The organism is Bradyrhizobium arachidis, assembly GCF_024758505.1.
GTDB classification, from domain to species: Bacteria; Pseudomonadota; Alphaproteobacteria; order Rhizobiales; family Xanthobacteraceae; genus Bradyrhizobium; species Bradyrhizobium manausense_C.
Genome location: NZ_CP077970.1, coordinates 1,067,189 through 1,083,327, shown reverse-complemented (window position 1 = coordinate 1,083,327; position 16,139 = coordinate 1,067,189). Strand labels below are relative to the sequence as shown.

Below are 16,139 nucleotides of genomic sequence, written 5' to 3'. Positions count from 1 at the left end.
CTCTTTCCTAACCAAAGGGAGTCATGACCGGAACAGCCGGGTATATTGCGTCTCGTGCCGAAGGCTGGCGACATCGGCGCGGAACGTCGCGCTGCCGAGATCATCCAATGTCGCATGCAGCGCACGATTTGAGGTCGCGACGACCGCAGCCTCGAGCGCGGCGAGCACGCGCTGGCTGTCGGTCTGTCCGAGCGGGATCAGACGGCTCGCGGCCGAAATCCAGTTCGAGACCAGCGCATGCAGGAAGGCATGCAGCGTCGCGGGCAGCGGAACGCCGTGGGCGGCCGCGACCACGCCGACCGCGACCGGGTAAACCGGCGGCGTGCCGCATGCCGCAACGAGCGTATCCAAGCCTCCCGCATCCCAGGCCGCGCGGGTGATGTCGATAAAGGCGCGCCCCTGCGTCGTGGTCTCGAGTTGCCGTTCGCGCGAGGGCACGAAGACCGCGGCAAGCTCCGCGACGTCCCGCAGGCGCGCTTCATCGCTTGCCTCCGCGGCGCGAAACGCGTGAACCAGGAAGGTCGCATCGCAGAAGCCGGAGCCGTCGCCGAGCATCGCATCGAGCCAGTCGGCCAGCGTAGCGGTGTCGGTGATATCGCCGGCCTCGACCGCCCATTCGAGGCCGCTGGAATAGGAGAAGCCGCCGACCGGAAATGCCGGTGACAGCCAGGTCATCAACCGATACAGCGCCGCCGCCTCGCCTTCCGTCAGCGCGCCGGCGGCCGCAGGCTCATTTGCGGTCATGAGCATGGGAGTGGCCGTGATGATGGTCGTGGCCGCAATGCTCATCATGGTGATGATGATCGTGGCCATGATGATCATGCGCGGAATGATCATGATGATGGTGATCATGCCCGTGGTGATCATGATCGTGGTCATGGTGATGACCGTGGTCATGGTGATGACCGTGGTCGTGGTGATGACCGTGGTCGTGCTGATGATGCTCGTGACCGTGATGCGCATGATCGTCATGCGCATGACCGGCATCGGCATAGGCTCCGCCTTCAGGATCGAACGGCGCCTCGATCTCGATCACCCGTGCGCCCAATCCCTTCACCATCGCCTCGATCACGTGGTCGCGCCGGATGCGCAGGCTCTTGGCCATGATCTGCGTCGGCAGATGCCGGTTGCCGAGATGCCAGGCGACGCGGATCAGATGATGCGGATCGGACCCGCGGATCTCCAGCAGCGGCTCGGGTGCCGCGACTACCTCGACCAGCCGGCCATCCTCCAGCACCAGCGCATCGCCGCCGCGGAGCGCGACGGCGTTCTCCAGGTCGAGCAGGAATTCGAGCCCGCGCGTGCCGGTCATCGCCATGCGGCGGCGATGCCGGTCGTCGAAATCGAGCACGACGGTATCAGCCGGCGCCTGCGTGAAGCGATACTGTCCCTTGACCTGCGTTGCCCGGATCATGTGGCTTCTAGTCCTGTTAGCGGGTTTCGACCTTTTCGGGCGTGATATATTCGATCTTCGGCGGCGCCGTAAAACACTTCACCGCGACGCGACCGAACGTCTTCATGTGCTCGGCGGCGCGATGCGGCCCCAGCGCCTCCATGTTCTCCCACTGCTCGACGAACACCATCTTGGTCGGGTCGGTGACGCTCTCGTGCAAATCGTAGGCGATGTTGCCGGGCTCCTTCCGGGTCTCCTTGATGCAGGCGGTGGCGGCGGCAATGAATTCGGCGCGTGATTCGGGCTTGATGGTCAGGGTTGCAACGACGTAGATCACGAAAGATCCTCCCGGCTTTTCTTATGGTGGATACCGGGCGCGACATTAGACCAAGCAGATGCGGACGCAAAACCGGAAATCCGCCCCGGCCACGTGCCGGGGACATGCGTTTAGGCGCTATTTCAGTACATGAAATATCGCTGCGCCATCGGCAGCACCTCCGCCGGTGCGCAGGTCAAGAGTTCACCATCGGCGCGCACCTCATAGGTCTCCGGATCGACCTCGATATTGGGCGTGGCGTCGTTGTGGATCATGCTCTTCTTGGAGATCTTTCCACGGGTGTTCTGGACCGCATAGAGCTTCTTGTCGATGCCGAGCTTTCGCGCCAGACCGCCGGTGACGGCAGCCTTCGAGGTGAACACCACTGACGATGCCGTGCGCGACTTGCCGAAGGCGGCAAACATCGGCTGGTAATGCACCGGCTGGGGCGTCGGGATAGAGGCGTTGGGGTCGCCCATCGGCGCTGCGACGATCGAGCCGCCCTTGATGATGCAGTCCGGCTTGACGCCGAAAAACGCCGGCGACCACAGCACGAGGTCGGCGAGCTTGCCCTTCTCCACCGAGCCGATCAGCTTCGAAACGCCATGGGCGATTGCGGGGTTGATCGTGTATTTGGCGATGTAGCGCTTGACGCGGAAATTGTCGTTGTCCTTGCCCTTGTCCTGCGGCAGCGACCCGCGCTGCTTCTTCATCTTGTCGGCGGTCTGCCAGGTGCGGATAATGACTTCACCGAGGCGGCCCATCGCCTGCGAGTCCGAGGACATCATCGAGAGCGCACCGAGATCGTGTAAAATGTCTTCGGCCGCGATGGTCTCCTTGCGGATGCGGCTTTCGGCGAAAGCGAGGTCCTCGGCGATCGACGGGTCGAGATGGTGACACACCATCAGCATGTCCAGATGCTCGTCGATGGTGTTGCGGGTGAAGGGGCGCGTCGGGTTGGTCGAGGACGGCAGCACGTTCTTGAGGCCGGCGACCTTGATGATGTCAGGGGCGTGACCGCCGCCGGCACCCTCAGTGTGGAAGGCGTGGATGGTGCGGCCCTTGAACGCCTTGATCGTATCCTCGACAAAGCCCGACTCGTTCAGCGTGTCGGAATGCAGCATGACCTGGACGTCGTAGTCGTCGGCGACCGACAGGCAGTTGTCGATCGCCGCCGGCGTGGTGCCCCAGTCCTCGTGCAGCTTCAGCGCGCAGGCGCCGGCCTTGATCATCTCGACCAGTGCCGCGGGCCGCGAGGCATTGCCCTTGCCGGAAATGCCGAGATTGACCGGGAAGGCATCGAACGACTGGATCATCCGCCCCATGTGCCACGGCCCCGGCGTGCAGGTGGTGGCAAAGGTGCCGTGCGAGGGACCGGTGCCGCCGCCCAGCATCGAGGTGACGCCAGACATCAGCGCGTGCTCGATCTGCTGCGGACAGATGAAATGGATGTGGCTGTCGAAACCGCCGGCGGTGAGGATCTTTCCTTCACCCGCGATCACGTCCGTGCCAGGGCCGATGATGATGGTGACGCCCGGCTGGATGTCGGGATTGCCCGCCTTGCCGATCGCGGCGATCATGCCGTCCTTGATCGCGACGTCGGCCTTCACGATGCCCCAGTGATCGACGATCACGGCATTGGTGATGACGGTATCGGCCGCGCCCTGCTTGTTGGTGACCTGCGACTGGCCCATGCCGTCGCGGATCACCTTGCCGCCGCCGAATTTCACCTCCTCGCCATAGGTGGTGAAATCCTTCTCCACCTCGATGATGAGATCGGTGTCGGCGAGCCGCACCTTGTCGCCGGTGGTCGGGCCGAACATGTCGGCATAGACGGAACGTTTGATCTTGACGGACATTTCAAGCCCCGTTGCGTTTGAATTTTTGGCTATCGCTCACAGCGAGGCCCTCGCTATGTGCACCACATCGTCGAATCTCGTATCGAGCCAGCTATTGCCGCCGCGGCAACCGGTGACGACCTGCTCGGCCCAGTCGGTGTAGTCGATGAGGTCAGCGCGCTCTTCGGCGGTCGGGTCGGCATGGACGCGTGCGCCGATATTGCTGATCTTGTCGGCGATCTTGATCAGCTTGGCACCAGCGGATTTCTTGGGCGCTTCGACAACTTGAAGACGCCGCCGCTCGGCCTTCGGCAGACTCATGTCGTCGGTGCATTCCACGACGAGCGAGGCCACCCGATCCGAGAATCTCTCAGCCAGCTCTTCACGCGTGGTCTCGGTGTCCTCGATCGAATCGTGCAGCCAGCCGGCAGCGACAAGCTCGGCGTCCGCGCCGTCAGTCGCCGTCGCGAGCAGGTTTGCGACCTCGGCGAGGTGATTGATATATGGCTCATTCCCCCGCCCCTTGCGCGCCATGCCGTTGTGGCGTCGCGCGGCCAACTCCGCGGCTTCAGAGATGAGGCGAACGGCGGGCAGCATGCTCACGCCTCCTCGACGCCGTGAGACACGCCACTCTCGTCATCAGTTAGGGACGCATCGCTGGAAGGGTTCCCTCCCCCCTTGCGGGGGAGGGTTAGGGAGAGGGGTGCCGCTTGCTCCGCGGCTTCGAGAATGGAAAGAACAACTCCCTCGAGATTTTTCATCACGTCGTCATTGGTGAAACGCAGCACGCGATATCCCCGAGATGCGAACCATTGGTCGCGCCGTTCATCGTGGCGGATGCGCTCTTCGAAATCGTGGCTCTCACCATCGAGCTCAACGATGAGCTTGCGGGAATGGGCGACGAAATCGGCGACGTAGTGGCCCATGGGTGTCTGACGGCGAAAGGCTAGGCCCGCGAGTCGATCGGCCTTCAGGTAGCGCCACAGCAACGTCTCCGCGCGAGTCATCTCGCGCCGTAATCGTTTGGCGCGATGGCGCTGAATCTCGCTGACCTCGTCGTGCGGCATACCCCTCTCCCCAACCCTCCCCCGCAAGGGGGGAGGGAGCCCGACCGGCGTGCTCACCTCACTGTAGATCACTGCACTCATCTCGACTTACGTCAAAGTTTCCCCATCACGTCGCCACGAAAACCGTAGATGGTCTTCTTGCCGGCGAGGGCGACGAGCTGGACGTCGCGGGTCTGGCCGGGCTCGAAGCGCACGGCGGTGCCGGCGGCGATGTCGAGGCGCATGCCGCGGGCCTTCTTGCGGTCGAATTTCAGCGCCGGGTTGGTCTCGAAAAAGTGGTAGTGCGAGCCGACCTGGATCGGGCGGTCGCCGGTGTTGGCAACCGTCAGCGTCACCGTCTTGCGGCCGGCATTGAGCTCGATCTCGCCGTCCTTGATGAAGAGTTCGCCGGGGATCATGTCTATCTTCCTTTGTCATTCCGGGACTCGCGAAGCGAGAACCCGGAATCTCGATCAACAACCTCTGGATTCCGGGTTCGCCCTTCGGGCGCCCCGGAATGACGGATTCAAATCATCGGATCGGCTCGTGGACGGTGACGAGCTTGGTGCCGTCAGGGAACGTCGCCTCGACCTGGATGTCGTGGATCATCTCGGGAATGCCCGGCATCACCTGATCGCGCGTCAGCACCTGCGCGCCTGACTGCATCAGCTCGGCGACGGTGCGGCCGTCGCGGGCACCCTCCAGGATGAAGTCCGAGATGATCGCGATGGCCTCGGGGTGGTTGAGCTTGACGCCGCGGTCGAGCCTGCGCCGCGCCACGATGGCCGCCATCGAAATCAGAAGCTTGTCCTTTTCGCGGGGAGACAGGTTCATGCGAAATCTCTTCCGTTCAACTCATCAATTCAGCCGGTCGTTAATTCAACCAGAGTCGCGGCAGCGCGGCGCCGGTGCGCGCCAGCACGGCCATCATGTCGGCGCGCAAGGCGGCCGCATCTTGGGCACAGAAGCGCGCCATTGCAAATCCATTCCAGGCGGATATCCCGACTTCGCCGGCAAAGGATTCCGAAGCTTCCCGAAGCCGCTCGACCAGGGCCTCGTCGCCGGGGACAATCAGGGCGGTGCCGATCGCAGCGCCGCCTTTGGCAATTGCGGACCGCGCGAGCTTGGCGCCGATATTGCCGTCGAGCCGGACGGTCTCGGCAAACACCAGCCGGCCGCCGCGGGAGAGCCGCCAGCGGTCGACGAATTCGCCCTGCTCCATCCGCTCGCCCATGGCGGTGCGGCCGAACACGACGATCTCGCAGAGCAGGAGCGAGGCCGCCTCGTCGAGCTCGATATCGAAGCGGCGTTGGACGCGCGCCCGGTCGAACAGGATCGTCTCTTGCGGCAGCCAACCGAGATGAGCATTCGCGCCGACTTTCAGGCCGATGCTGAGCTGCGCTGCCGGCCCCGGCGCACGATAGATTTTTTCCGCGGCAGCAGTGGTCAGCGTCAAGCGTGCGCCTTCGGCCGCCGCGATCTCGACATCGAAACGGTCGCCGCCGGCAACGCCGCCGGCCGTGTTGACGAAGACCGCCGAAAGCCCCTCGCCTTCCGGCGATGGAAAGCGCACGCGCAGCGAGCCGGACTCGTGCAGGACACCCCGGCGCGTCACGCCGTCGCGCGCATGCACGTCGAAGCGCACCGCGCCGCGGGCGCGGTTGGCCTCGAACGTCAGAGATGTCGCTGAAACGTCGCTGAGCATCCGCCTCCCCAGCCGGCCGCGGCAGAAAATGCCGACCTACAGCGCCATCTGGCGGCTGATTTCGCCCGGATCGAGATTGGAGCGGTCACAGGTGAATTTCACCGCGCCGCGATCCATCACCGCGAAACTGTCGCCGAGTTCACAGGCAAAGTCGAGATATTGTTCGACCAGGACGATGGCGATGTTGCCGAGGTTGCGCAAGTAAGAGATGGCGCGGCCGATATCCTTGATGATCGAGGGCTGGATGCCTTCGGTCGGCTCGTCGAGCAGCAGGAGTTTTGGCCGCATTACGAGCGCGCGCCCGATCGCAAGCTGCTGCTGCTGGCCGCCGGAGAGGTCGCCGCCGCGCCGGCCGAGCATGGATTGCAGCACCGGAAACAGCGAGAACACGTCATCCGGGATATGGCGATCCTCGCGCTTGAGCGGGCCGAAACCGGTCTTGAGGTTCTCCTCCACGGTCAGCAGTGGAAAGATCTCGCGGCCCTGCGGCACGAAGCCGATACCCTTGCGCGCGCGCTCATACGGCTTGAGACCCGTGATGTCATTGCCGTCGAACACGATCGCGCCGGACGAGATCGGATACTGGCCGACCATCGCCCGCAACAGCGAGGTCTTGCCGACGCCGTTGCGCCCCAGCACGCAGGTGACCTTGCCGGGCTCGGCGGCGATCGAGACGCCGCGCAGCGCCTGCGCGGCGCCGTAGAACAGGTTGATGTCCTTGACCTCAAGCATCGCTCAGCGTCCCAGATACACTTCGATGACCCGCTCGTTGGACGAGACCTGATCGATAGTCCCTTCCGCGAGCACGGTGCCTTCGTGCAGGCAGGTGACCTTGACGCCGAGCTCGCGGACGAAGGTCATGTCGTGCTCGACCACCATGACCGTGTGAGTCTTGTTGATCTCCTTCAGCAGTTCGGCCGTGAGATGCGTCTCGACATCGGTCATGCCAGCCACAGGCTCGTCGACCAGCAGCAGCTTCGGGTCCTGCGCCAGCAGCATGCCGATCTCCAGCCACTGCTTCTGGCCGTGGCTGAGGCTGCCGGCGAGACGGTTGCGTGCGTCGGTGAGACGGATGATCTCCAGCACCTTCTCGATGCGCTCCGATTCCGCCCTGTTGCCACGCCAGAACAACGTGCCGCGCACGGAGTGATCGACATTGAGCGCGAGCAGGAGGTTGTCCTGCACGGTCTGGCTCTCGAACACCGTCGGCTTCTGGAATTTTCGGCCGATGCCGAGCTCGGCGATGCGGGTCTCGTCCAGCCGCGTCAAATCGGTGACGCCGTCGAACAGCACCGTGCCCTCGTCCGGCTTGGTCTTGCCGGTGATGATGTCCATCATCGTGGTCTTGCCGGCCCCATTGGGGCCGATGATGGCGCGCATTTCGCCGGGCTCGAGCGTCAGCGACAGATTGTTGATGGCGTGAAAGCCGTCGAACGAGACGTGCACGCCGTCGAGATAGAGCATCGCGGAGGTCGCGCGGGTATCCATGACGTTCATGCGCCTACTCCGCCATCTTCGGTTCGGTGACGCCGTCTTCGGCCGCGGCGCTAACCTCGACGTCTGAAGCCTTTTTCGCCTTCCACGGGTCCCACCAGGAATTGAAGGTGCCGACGATGCCCTTCGGCAAGAGCAGCGTCACCAGGATGAACAGCGCGCCCAGCATGAACAGCCAGTACGGTGCCAGCATGCCCGAGGTGAAGAAGGTTTTTGCGTAGTTGACGACGACGGCGCCGAGCGCCGCGCCGACCAGCGTGCCGCGGCCACCGACGGCGACCCAGATCACGGCCTCGATCGAGTTGCCCGGCGCGAATTCGGACGGGTTGATGATGCCGACCTGGGGCACGTAGAGCGCACCGGCGACGCCGGCCATGCAGGCCGACACCGTGAACACGAACAGCTTGTAGGATTCGACGCGGTAGCCGAGGAAGCGGGTGCGCGATTCCGCGTCGCGGATCGCGATCAAGACCTTGCCGAGCTTGGAGGACACGATCGAACGGCAGATCAGGAAGCCGATGATCAGCGCGAGGCAGCTCAGCAAGAACAGTGTCGCGCGGGTGCCGTCGGCCTGCACGTTGAAGCCGAGAATGTCCTTGAAGTCGGTCAGGCCGTTGTTGCCGCCGAAGCCGAAATCGTTGCGGAAGAAGCCGAGCAGCAGCGCGTAGGTCATCGCCTGCGTGATGATCGAGAGATAGACGCCGGTGACGCGGGAGCGGAAGGCGAGCCAGCCGAAGCAGAAGGCGAGCAGGCCGGGCACCACGATCACCATCAGGGCGGCGAACCAGAACATGTCGAAGCCGTGCCAGTACCACGGCAGTTTCGGATAGTTCAGGAACACCATGAAGTCGGGCAGGATCGGATTGCCGTAGACGCCGCGGGTGCCGATCTGACGCATCAGGTACATGCCCATGGCGTAGCCGCCGAGCGCGAAGAAGGCGCCGTGGCCGAGCGAGAGAATGCCGCAATAGCCCCAGATCAGGTCGATCGAGAGCGCCAGGATCGCGTAGCAGACATATTTGCCCCACAGCGCCACCAGATAGGTCGGGACATGCAGGAACGAGCCTGATGGCAGCAGCAGGTTGGACAGCGGGATCAGCACGCCAATCGCCGCGACGACGAGCAGGAATATCGTCGCGCCGCGGTCCAGCGATCGGGTCAGCATGTGAGGGGTCATGCTTCCACCGCACGGCCCTTGAGCGCGAACAGGCCGCGCGGCCGCTTTTGAATGAACAGGATAATCAGCACCAGGATGGCGATCTTGCCGAGCACGGCGCCGGCGACCGGCTCCAGGAACTTGTTGGCGATGCCGAGCGTGAACGCGCCGACGAGGGTGCCCCAGAGGTTACCGACCCCACCGAACACCACGACCATGAAACTGTCGATGATGTAGCTCTGGCCAAGGTTGGGGCTGACATTGTCGATCTGCGACAGTGCGACGCCGGCGATGCCGGCGATGCCCGAGCCGAGACCAAATGTCAGTGCGTCGACGCGCGAGGTGGCGATGCCCATCGAAGCTGCCATGCGGCGGTTCTGCGTCACCGCGCGCATCTCGAGGCCGAGTGCGGTGTAACGCAGCATCGCGAGCAGTATCCCGAACACGGCGAGCGTGAAGACGAGGATCCAGAGCCGGTTATAGGTGATGGTGATCTGGCCGAGCTCGAACGCACCGCTCATCCAGGAGGGGTTGCCGACTTCGCGATTGGTCGGGCCGAACACGGTGCGCACCGCCTGCTGCAGCACCAGCGACAGGCCCCAGGTGGCGAGCAGGGTTTCCAGCGGACGGCCATAGAGGAAGCGGATGATGCTGCGCTCGATCAGGACGCCGATCGCGCCGGCAACGAGGAAGGCGAGCGGCACCGCGATCAGGAGCGAATAGTCGAACAAGCCGGGATAGCGGGTGCGGATCACCTCCTGCACAACGAAGGTGGTGTAGGCACCGATCATCACCATCTCGCCATGGGCCATGTTGATCACGCCCATCACGCCGAAGGTGATAGCAAGGCCGATCGCCGCGAGCAGCAGCACCGAACCGAGCGACAGGCCGTACCAGGCGTTCTGCACCGTGGACCAGACCGCGAGCGAATTCTGGATCGAGGCGATCGCGCTGGCTGCGCCCGTTTTAACCGAAGCCGGCTGATCGCTCCCCATTCCGGTCAGGAGCGCCATCGCGTCCTGGTCGCCGCGTGCCTTGATGGTGGCGACGGCCTCGAGCTTGTCGACCTCGCTGGCGTCGGCCTTGTACAGGATGATTGCCGCACGCGCCTCGCCGAGAGCGGTCTTGGCGGTCTTGTTGGTCTCCTTGGCAAGCGCGCTCTCGACCACGGGAAGCGCCGACTCCTCGTGCGACTTGAAGACGGATTGCGCGGCCTGGATGCGCGTTGCGACATCCGGCGACAGCAGCGTCAGGCCGCCGAGCGCGGCATCGACGGTGCGGCGCAGGCGGTTGTTGAGGCGCACGGCGCTCGCACTCGCGGGAACGCTGGCGACCGCCTCGCCGGTTGCGGCATCGACCGACTTGCCGTCGGTGCCGTTGACATAGACCTTCTTGCTGTCGGCGTCGGCCATGAGACGGCCGTCCTTCAGCGCGCTGATGATGGGAAAAGCGAGCGGATTGCCGCTGCTCGCAACCACGCCGATCGCAGCGTCGGTATCGGAAAAATCGTCGTTGGCAAATTTGGCGACCGCATCCTCGAACGGACCGGCCACGGCCGGCAGCGCAAATGCGATCAGGAACAACGAGAGCGCAAGCGTGCGAAGGCGAGCTGGCAAATTGGCGAGCACTGTGAATGACCCCGGCAGAAATGGGTGGAGAAGGCGGCGGGATGGCCGCCTTCTCCGGTCGTGCAATCGATCAGGTCGGGATCAGGAGCCCGAACCCAGGCACTTGTTGGTCTTGGTGTTGTAGTTGCCGCACTTCTTCTCGACCCAGTCGCCGATCAGGTCCTTGGAGCCATCGAGCTCCTTCGACCAGGCGTCGCCCGGAACGAGGCCGGGGGTCTTCCAGACCACGTCGAACTGGCCGTTCGCCTTGATCTCGCCGATGAACACCGGCTTGGTGATGTGGTGGTTCGGCAGCATCTTCGAGGTACCGCCGGTCAGGTTCTTGGCTTCGATGCCGGGAAGCGCGTCGATCACCTTGTCCGGATCGGTCGACTTCACCTTCTCCACCGCCTTCACCCACATGTCGAAACCGATCACGTGCGCTTCCATCGGGTCGTTGGTCACGCGCTTCGGGTTCTTGGTGTAGGCCTGCCACGCCTTGATGAACTTCTCGTTCTCCGGGTCCTTGATCGACTGGAAGTAGTTCCAGGCGGCGAGGTGGCCGAGCAGCGGCTTGGTGTCGATGCCGGCGAGCTCTTCTTCACCCACCGAGAACGCAACCACCGGAATGTCGGTCGCCTTGATGCCCTGGTTGCCGAGCTCCTTGTAGAAGGGAACGTTGGCGTCACCGTTGATGGTGGAGACCACGGCGGTCTTCTTGCCGGCCGAGCCGAACTTCTTGATGTCGGCCACGATCGTCTGCCAGTCGGAGTGACCGAACGGCGTGTAGTTGATCATGATGTCTTCCTGGGCCACACCCTTCGACTTCAGATAGGCCTCGAGGATCTTGTTGGTGGTGCGCGGATAGACGTAGTCGGTGCCGGCCAGCACCCAGCGCTTCACCTTCTCGTCCTTCATCAAATAGTCGACCGCCGGAATCGCCTGCTGGTTCGGCGCCGCACCCGTGTAGAACACGTTGCGCTCGCTCTCCTCACCCTCGTACTGCACGGGGTAGAACAGGATGTTGTTCAGCTCCTTGAACACCGGGAGCACGGACTTGCGCGAGACCGAGGTCCAGCAGCCGAACACCACCGAGACCTTGTCCTTGGTGATCAGCTCGCGGGCCTTTTCGGCGAACAGCGGCCAGTTCGAGGCGGGGTCGACGACGACGGCCTCGAGCTTCTTGCCGAGCACGCCGCCCTTCTTATTCTGCTCGTCGATCAGGAAGAGGATGGTGTCCTTCAGCGTGGTTTCGCTGATGGCCATGGTGCCGGACAGAGAATGCAACACGCCGACCTTGATGGTGTCGTCCGCGGCCTTGGCGCCGGTAATGGAGGCCAGACCGAGCATCAGTCCGGCGGTCGCGGCGAGCAAGCCGCGGCGGCTGAATGGCGCCGCTATATCGTGAGTTGATTTAGTAAGCATGAGGTATCATCTCCCTGACGCAGACGTGAAAACGCTGCGAAACGGCCCCTACGGCCGCCTGCGCTTAACGGAATCGCAAGAACCATGCCATGGGGGAGAGGCAAGCCAAGCCACTGTTCTCTCAGGTCAATTTTGTCGCAGCCAAGAATTCGCCGCGTTCACATTGCCCATTTCTTGAGCTGAGAAAATGTATGCTTATGCGGCAGACAGTCTATTTTTTGATCAAAATCTGCACTCTGGCTAAAAATCCGGCATGACCTCGGCAACGCAATATTAGCCCCAAAAGCCGCCTCCGCCTTGAAACCGCCCCCTCGATGTTCCATATGAGCGTCCGAGACCCCTTGCGAATCAATGGGTCGTAGCAAGCCGCGTGTTCTTAAGCCCCCGTGCTCTTAAGCTTCGTGGGCGTCTGGCTTGCCCCTTTCAGCTAGCTCATCCGACACCCCAAACACGCAGGTGTCCTCTCGACACCTTTCTGCGCGCGCTCGCCGCCGGCGAGAGCGTTCGCATTTGACATGGAAAGACCCCTCTTTTGACTTCCTTTCAGGACTTCGGCCTGGCCGATCCCATTTCGCGCGCTCTCAAAGAAGAGAATTACGTCACCCCCACCCCCATCCAGGCCCAGACCATTCCGTTCGCACTGACCGGTCGCGACGTCATCGGCATCGCCCAGACCGGCACCGGCAAGACCGCGTCCTTCGCGCTGCCGATCCTGCACCGCCTGCTCGAGAACCGGATCAGGCCGCAGCCCAAGACCTGCCGCGTGCTGGTGCTCTCGCCGACCCGCGAATTGTCCGGCCAGATCCTCGACAGCTTCAACGCCTATGGCCGCCACGTCCGCCTCAGCTCGGCCCTCGCCATCGGCGGCGTGCCGATGGGCCGCCAGGTCCGCTCGCTGATGCAGGGCGTGGACGTGCTGGTCGCCACCCCGGGCCGCCTGCTCGACCTCGTGCAGAGCAACGGGCTCAAGCTCTCCAGCGTCGAGTTCCTCGTGCTCGACGAGGCCGACCGCATGCTCGACATGGGCTTCATCAACGACATCCGCAAAGTCGTCGCAAAACTGCCGATCAAGCGGCAGACGCTGTTCTTCTCCGCCACCATGCCGAAGGACATCGCCGAGCTCGCCGATTCGATGCTGCGCGATCCTGCACGCGTCGCGGTGACCCCGGTTGCCTCCACGGCCGAACGGATCACCCAGCGCATCATGCAGGTCGACTTCTCGGCCAAGCCCGCGTTCCTGACCAAGCTCCTGAAGGACGAGCCGATCAACCGCGCGCTGGTCTTCACCCGCACCAAGCACGGCGCGGATAAGGTGGTGAAGAGCCTCGCCAAGGCCGGGATCGCGGCGAACGCCATCCATGGCAACAAGTCGCAGAACCACCGCGAGCGGACGCTCGCCGCGTTCCGCTCCGGCGAGATCCGCACCCTGGTCGCCACCGACATCGCCGCCCGCGGCATCGACGTCGACGGCATCAGCCATGTGATCAATTTCGACCTGCCCAACGTCCCCGAGACCTATGTCCACCGCATCGGCCGCACCGCGCGCGCCGGTGCCGAGGGCATCGCCATCTCGCTGGTCGCCGGCGGCGAGGAGCTCAGCTATCTCCGCGACATCGAGCGGCTGATCCGCGTCGCGCTGCCCCGGGAGGACCACCGCACCGACGCCGGCCGCGAGGCGGCGCACGCCAAGTCACCCGCCGCGCCCCACCAGCACCGGGCCGGACGCCCCGGGTCTCGGCCGCAGGGCGCACGACCGGGCAACGCAAGGCATGGCGACTCAAGGCATGGCGACTCAAGGCACGGTGCCGGACGGCCTGGCGACGGCCAGAAGTCGAGCAACGGGTCTCGCCGCCGCCGTTCCGGTGGCAAGCCGAATTCTGCACCGAATGATCGGCTGGAACAGCGTCCCGCGCATGGCGCTGGCAAGCCTGATGGGATACAAGGCGTTGCATTTTTGCGCCGTGAGAGTCGCCCGAACGGCAACCCGAACCGCAAGCCCTATTCGCACTAGCCGTCCAAGACCTGGAGACAACCATGGCTAAGGAAGAGCTGATCCAGTTCGAAGGACTGGTCACCGAAATCCTCCCCGACGCACGCTACCGCGTGCAGCTCGATGCCGGACACGAGATCGTCGCCTACACCGCCGGCAAGATGAAAAAGAATCGCATCAAGACCCTGGCGGGCGACCGCGTGACGGTCGAGATGTCGCCCTACGATCTGGAGAAGGGCCGGCTGATATTCCGCCACAAGGACGAACGTCCTGCGGGCGCTGGCGGTCCGCCGCGAGGGGCGGCACAGCGCGGCGGACAGTTCCGCCGCAGGTAATAGAACCCCGCCTGCGGGAGACTTGACGACCTGACCTGCATGGGTCCGCCGCTTGACTGCGGCGGATCAAAAAATCGTGCGCGTCAGGATTGTTTTGATGCCTCATTTCCAATAAAATGAATTAATCGATTTTCGGCCGGACGACATTAGCATCCACCGGTACAGCCGGTTCAGACACGCTGACGACCCTTCCAGAAATTCGATCTAACCAGCCTGCGCGAGTGGGCTTTGACATTGTGTTATCTAGAAGGGACTACCCCCATGAGCATGGGAACCGTGAAGTGGTTTAACGCGACCAAGGGCTTTGGCTTCATCCAGCCCGACGATGGCGGCAAGGACGTGTTCGTTCACATCAGCGCCGTCGAGCGCGCCGGCCTCGGCACGCTGCGCGAAGGCCAGAAGATCTCCTACGAGATCGTCGCCGATCGCCGTTCCGGCAAGTCGGCCGCCGACAATCTCCGCTCCGCCGGCTAAGCCCCGGACTCAAGCGAACCGGACAAGCGAAAAGGCCGTGCGCAGCGCACGGCCTTTTTTCGTAGCGCCGGCTTTGAGCTCAGGTCGTCGTGCAGGTCGTCGACGGGCTGAAATAGACGCACAGCGACTGGCGCGGGCGGGTATAGGCGACGTCGCTCAGATTGATCCCGCTCGTGAGCACGAACTTGACCGACGGCGTGTAGGTGTAGCTGACCTCGCTGAAGATCAGATAGGTGCCGCCGATGGCAAGCGTCGTGGGGATGTTGACCACCGTGCCTGCCGTCTTCGGGACCGCTCCCTTGCTCCACTGCACGCGGGCCTGCAGCGTCGACGGATCGACATAGAGTTCGTGGACCGACGCCACGACCAGGCTCTTGTCATACGGCGTCATGATGCCGGTCGAAGCAGCAAGGAAATTGGTGATGTCGGTGTCGCCGACCGACGTCGACTGTGAGGTGAGGTCGGACAGGGTGCGCGCCATCAGCGTCACCTTGCGGTCGATCGCAACCGCCGAGGAGAACTCGACAGTGCCGAAGAACATCACCAGCATCAGCGGCACGATGACCGCGAATTCGGTCGCGGCCAGCGCCCGCTTGTCGGCAATGAAGCCTTCGATGGAATGACGGGTGGTCCGCCAGGTCTCTGCAATCGCCTGCATGGTCACGCTCAATCCGGTTGATACTGAAGTTTGAGCATGATCTCTTCGGAAAACCGCATCACACTTTTCCGGATCATGCTCAGTAGGGCTCGTTCTTGAAAGCCGCCGTCGCCACCAGCAGCCGCTTGTTGCCGGCGAGATTGGAGATATTCAGGCCGAGCCCGGTGACGAACAGCGGCCACTGGTAGAACAGCCTCACGACGACGACGTCGCCCGCGCTGCCCGGGCTGTAGCCCATGGTCGTGTTGAAGTTGCCGGCGGAATCGATGTGACTGTCGATGGTCACCGAGGAGAACGAGGTCGAATAGCTCTGCACGTCGACATAGAGGCTGTTGCAGTCGAACAGCGCCGGAATCTGGTTGCAGACATAGGTCTTGAATTGCGTCTGCGTGTAGGAGCCGGTCTGGGCCTGGCCGGTCAGGATCATGCGCGCCGAATTCTGCGTGATGGTCTCGAGCACCTGGCTCGCGAAGAACATGATCGCGGTCTCGATGATCGCAAACAGCAGCGCGAAGAACACCGGGGCCACCAGCGCGAATTCGATCGCCGCCGATCCGCGGCGATTGCGGCGGAAGCGGCGCAGAATTTTCCGGAGCGTCAACTTCGAGGCGACAGGCGACGACATCGCAAGAAATCCCCAGCGGCAGCGATCTTCTGCCCGTCTTTAGCCGAAAGTGATTGTTAGAGTGTTTCAGGCGGTCG

General features: G+C 63.4%; 19 protein-coding genes. 3 read left to right on the top strand and 16 right to left on the bottom strand.

Features of this window, described 5'->3' with window-relative positions; all coding sequences use genetic code 11:
- Positions 1-21 precede the first annotated feature (21 nt).
- The 14 genes from KUF59_RS05070 to urtA all read right to left on the bottom strand — a co-directional run bounded on the left by KUF59_RS05070 (position 22) and on the right by urtA (position 11,980).
- Positions 22-750 (bottom strand): urease accessory protein UreF, encoded by a 729-nt coding sequence (locus tag KUF59_RS05070; RefSeq protein WP_212456999.1) that lies wholly within the window; start codon positions 748-750, stop codon positions 22-24.
- On the bottom strand, positions 731-1,414 hold the full coding sequence (locus tag KUF59_RS05065) for an urease accessory protein UreE (RefSeq protein ID WP_212456853.1): 684 nt from the start codon (positions 1,412-1,414) through the stop codon (positions 731-733). The genes KUF59_RS05070 and KUF59_RS05065 overlap by 20 nt, the downstream gene beginning before the upstream one ends.
- Positions 1,415-1,430: 16 nt before the next feature.
- A complete protein-coding gene (locus tag KUF59_RS05060) occupies positions 1,431-1,730 on the bottom strand; it encodes a putative quinol monooxygenase (protein ID WP_212456854.1) in 300 nt (99 codons plus the stop codon).
- A 122-nt stretch (positions 1,731-1,852) separates the two neighbouring features.
- Positions 1,853-3,568, bottom strand: coding sequence for an urease subunit alpha (gene ureC, locus KUF59_RS05055; RefSeq protein ID WP_212456855.1), 1,716 nt, complete (start codon positions 3,566-3,568; stop codon positions 1,853-1,855).
- A 36-nt stretch (positions 3,569-3,604) separates the two neighbouring features.
- Entirely contained in the window at positions 3,605-4,144 is a 540-nt protein-coding gene (locus tag KUF59_RS05050) for an HD domain-containing protein (RefSeq protein WP_212456856.1), read from the bottom strand.
- A gap of 2 nt (positions 4,145-4,146) precedes the next feature.
- A complete protein-coding gene (locus KUF59_RS05045; protein WP_249140123.1) occupies positions 4,147-4,614 on the bottom strand; it encodes an endonuclease domain-containing protein in 468 nt (155 codons plus the stop codon).
- Between the two features lie 92 nt (positions 4,615-4,706).
- Positions 4,707-5,012: an urease subunit beta gene (locus KUF59_RS05040; protein WP_212405934.1), complete on the bottom strand. Its 306-nt coding sequence runs from the start codon at positions 5,010-5,012 to the stop codon at positions 4,707-4,709.
- Positions 5,013-5,124: 112 nt separating this feature from the next.
- Positions 5,125-5,427, bottom strand: a complete 303-nt coding sequence (locus tag KUF59_RS05035; RefSeq protein WP_007605424.1) for an urease subunit gamma — start codon at positions 5,425-5,427, stop codon at positions 5,125-5,127.
- A 40-nt stretch (positions 5,428-5,467) separates the two neighbouring features.
- Entirely contained in the window at positions 5,468-6,298 is an 831-nt protein-coding gene (locus tag KUF59_RS05030) for an urease accessory protein UreD (protein ID WP_212456857.1), read from the bottom strand.
- A 36-nt stretch (positions 6,299-6,334) separates the two neighbouring features.
- On the bottom strand, positions 6,335-7,030 hold the full coding sequence (urtE, locus tag KUF59_RS05025) for an urea ABC transporter ATP-binding subunit UrtE (RefSeq protein WP_212405932.1): 696 nt from the start codon (positions 7,028-7,030) through the stop codon (positions 6,335-6,337).
- Positions 7,031-7,033: 3 nt separating this feature from the next.
- On the bottom strand, positions 7,034-7,795 hold the full coding sequence (urtD, locus tag KUF59_RS05020) for an urea ABC transporter ATP-binding protein UrtD (protein WP_212456858.1): 762 nt from the start codon (positions 7,793-7,795) through the stop codon (positions 7,034-7,036).
- 4 nt (positions 7,796-7,799) lie between these two features.
- Positions 7,800-8,969: an urea ABC transporter permease subunit UrtC gene (gene urtC, locus KUF59_RS05015; protein WP_212456859.1), complete on the bottom strand. Its 1,170-nt coding sequence runs from the start codon at positions 8,967-8,969 to the stop codon at positions 7,800-7,802.
- Complete coding sequence (urtB, locus tag KUF59_RS05010; protein ID WP_212456860.1) at positions 8,966-10,576, bottom strand: urea ABC transporter permease subunit UrtB; 1,611 nt, start codon at positions 10,574-10,576, stop codon at positions 8,966-8,968. Before urtB ends, urtC begins: the two co-directional genes overlap by 4 nt.
- Before the next feature lie 81 nt (positions 10,577-10,657).
- Positions 10,658-11,980: an urea ABC transporter substrate-binding protein gene (gene urtA / locus KUF59_RS05005; protein ID WP_212456861.1), complete on the bottom strand. Its 1,323-nt coding sequence runs from the start codon at positions 11,978-11,980 to the stop codon at positions 10,658-10,660.
- 532 nt (positions 11,981-12,512) lie between these two features.
- On the opposite strand from urtA, the gene KUF59_RS05000 reads away from it, so the two are divergent.
- From KUF59_RS05000 to KUF59_RS04990, 3 genes are all read left to right on the top strand, one after another.
- Positions 12,513-13,991, top strand: coding sequence for a DEAD/DEAH box helicase (locus KUF59_RS05000; RefSeq protein WP_212456862.1), 1,479 nt, complete (start codon positions 12,513-12,515; stop codon positions 13,989-13,991).
- Positions 13,992-14,014: 23 nt separating this feature from the next.
- Entirely contained in the window at positions 14,015-14,305 is a 291-nt protein-coding gene (gene infA, locus KUF59_RS04995) for a translation initiation factor IF-1 (RefSeq protein WP_212456863.1), read from the top strand.
- Between the two features lie 261 nt (positions 14,306-14,566).
- Positions 14,567-14,779 (top strand): cold-shock protein, encoded by a 213-nt coding sequence (locus KUF59_RS04990; RefSeq protein WP_011084262.1) that lies wholly within the window; start codon positions 14,567-14,569, stop codon positions 14,777-14,779.
- Positions 14,780-14,858: 79 nt separating this feature from the next.
- Here KUF59_RS04990 and KUF59_RS04985 read toward each other — a convergent pair whose 3' ends face one another.
- Both KUF59_RS04985 and KUF59_RS04980 read right to left on the bottom strand, forming a co-directional pair.
- Positions 14,859-15,437: a TadE/TadG family type IV pilus assembly protein gene (locus KUF59_RS04985; protein WP_212456864.1), complete on the bottom strand. Its 579-nt coding sequence runs from the start codon at positions 15,435-15,437 to the stop codon at positions 14,859-14,861.
- Between the two features lie 79 nt (positions 15,438-15,516).
- Positions 15,517-16,062, bottom strand: a complete 546-nt coding sequence (locus KUF59_RS04980; RefSeq protein ID WP_212456865.1) for a TadE/TadG family type IV pilus assembly protein — start codon at positions 16,060-16,062, stop codon at positions 15,517-15,519.
- Positions 16,063-16,139 lie beyond the last annotated feature (77 nt).

Excerpts from the sequence above, each read along its gene's own strand:
- ureC (WP_212456855.1), bottom strand. The coding sequence starts at position 3,568 with ATGTCCGTCAAGATCAAACGTTCCGTCTATGCCGACATGTTCGGCCCG.
- KUF59_RS05035 (WP_007605424.1), bottom strand. The coding sequence starts at position 5,427 with ATGAACCTGTCTCCCCGCGAAAAGGACAAGCTTCTGATTTCGATGGCG.
- KUF59_RS05070 (WP_212456999.1), bottom strand. The coding sequence starts at position 750 with ATGCTCATGACCGCAAATGAGCCTGCGGCCGCCGGCGCGCTGACGGAA.
- KUF59_RS04990 (WP_011084262.1), top strand. The coding sequence starts at position 14,567 with ATGAGCATGGGAACCGTGAAGTGGTTTAACGCGACCAAGGGCTTTGGC.
- urtA (WP_212456861.1), bottom strand. The coding sequence starts at position 11,980 with ATGCTTACTAAATCAACTCACGATATAGCGGCGCCATTCAGCCGCCGC.
- KUF59_RS04985 (WP_212456864.1), bottom strand. The coding sequence starts at position 15,437 with ATGCAGGCGATTGCAGAGACCTGGCGGACCACCCGTCATTCCATCGAA.
- urtC (WP_212456859.1), bottom strand. The coding sequence starts at position 8,969 with ATGACCCCTCACATGCTGACCCGATCGCTGGACCGCGGCGCGACGATA.
- infA (WP_212456863.1), top strand. The coding sequence starts at position 14,015 with ATGGCTAAGGAAGAGCTGATCCAGTTCGAAGGACTGGTCACCGAAATC.
- KUF59_RS05065 (WP_212456853.1), bottom strand. The coding sequence starts at position 1,414 with ATGATCCGGGCAACGCAGGTCAAGGGACAGTATCGCTTCACGCAGGCG.
- KUF59_RS05040 (WP_212405934.1), bottom strand. The coding sequence starts at position 5,012 with ATGATCCCCGGCGAACTCTTCATCAAGGACGGCGAGATCGAGCTCAAT.
- KUF59_RS05050 (WP_212456856.1), bottom strand. The coding sequence starts at position 4,144 with ATGCTGCCCGCCGTTCGCCTCATCTCTGAAGCCGCGGAGTTGGCCGCG.
- KUF59_RS05030 (WP_212456857.1), bottom strand. The coding sequence starts at position 6,298 with ATGCTCAGCGACGTTTCAGCGACATCTCTGACGTTCGAGGCCAACCGC.
- KUF59_RS04980 (WP_212456865.1), bottom strand. The coding sequence starts at position 16,062 with ATGTCGTCGCCTGTCGCCTCGAAGTTGACGCTCCGGAAAATTCTGCGC.
- urtE (WP_212405932.1), bottom strand. The coding sequence starts at position 7,030 with ATGCTTGAGGTCAAGGACATCAACCTGTTCTACGGCGCCGCGCAGGCG.
- urtD (WP_212456858.1), bottom strand. The coding sequence starts at position 7,795 with ATGAACGTCATGGATACCCGCGCGACCTCCGCGATGCTCTATCTCGAC.
- KUF59_RS05045 (WP_249140123.1), bottom strand. The coding sequence starts at position 4,614 with ATGCCGCACGACGAGGTCAGCGAGATTCAGCGCCATCGCGCCAAACGA.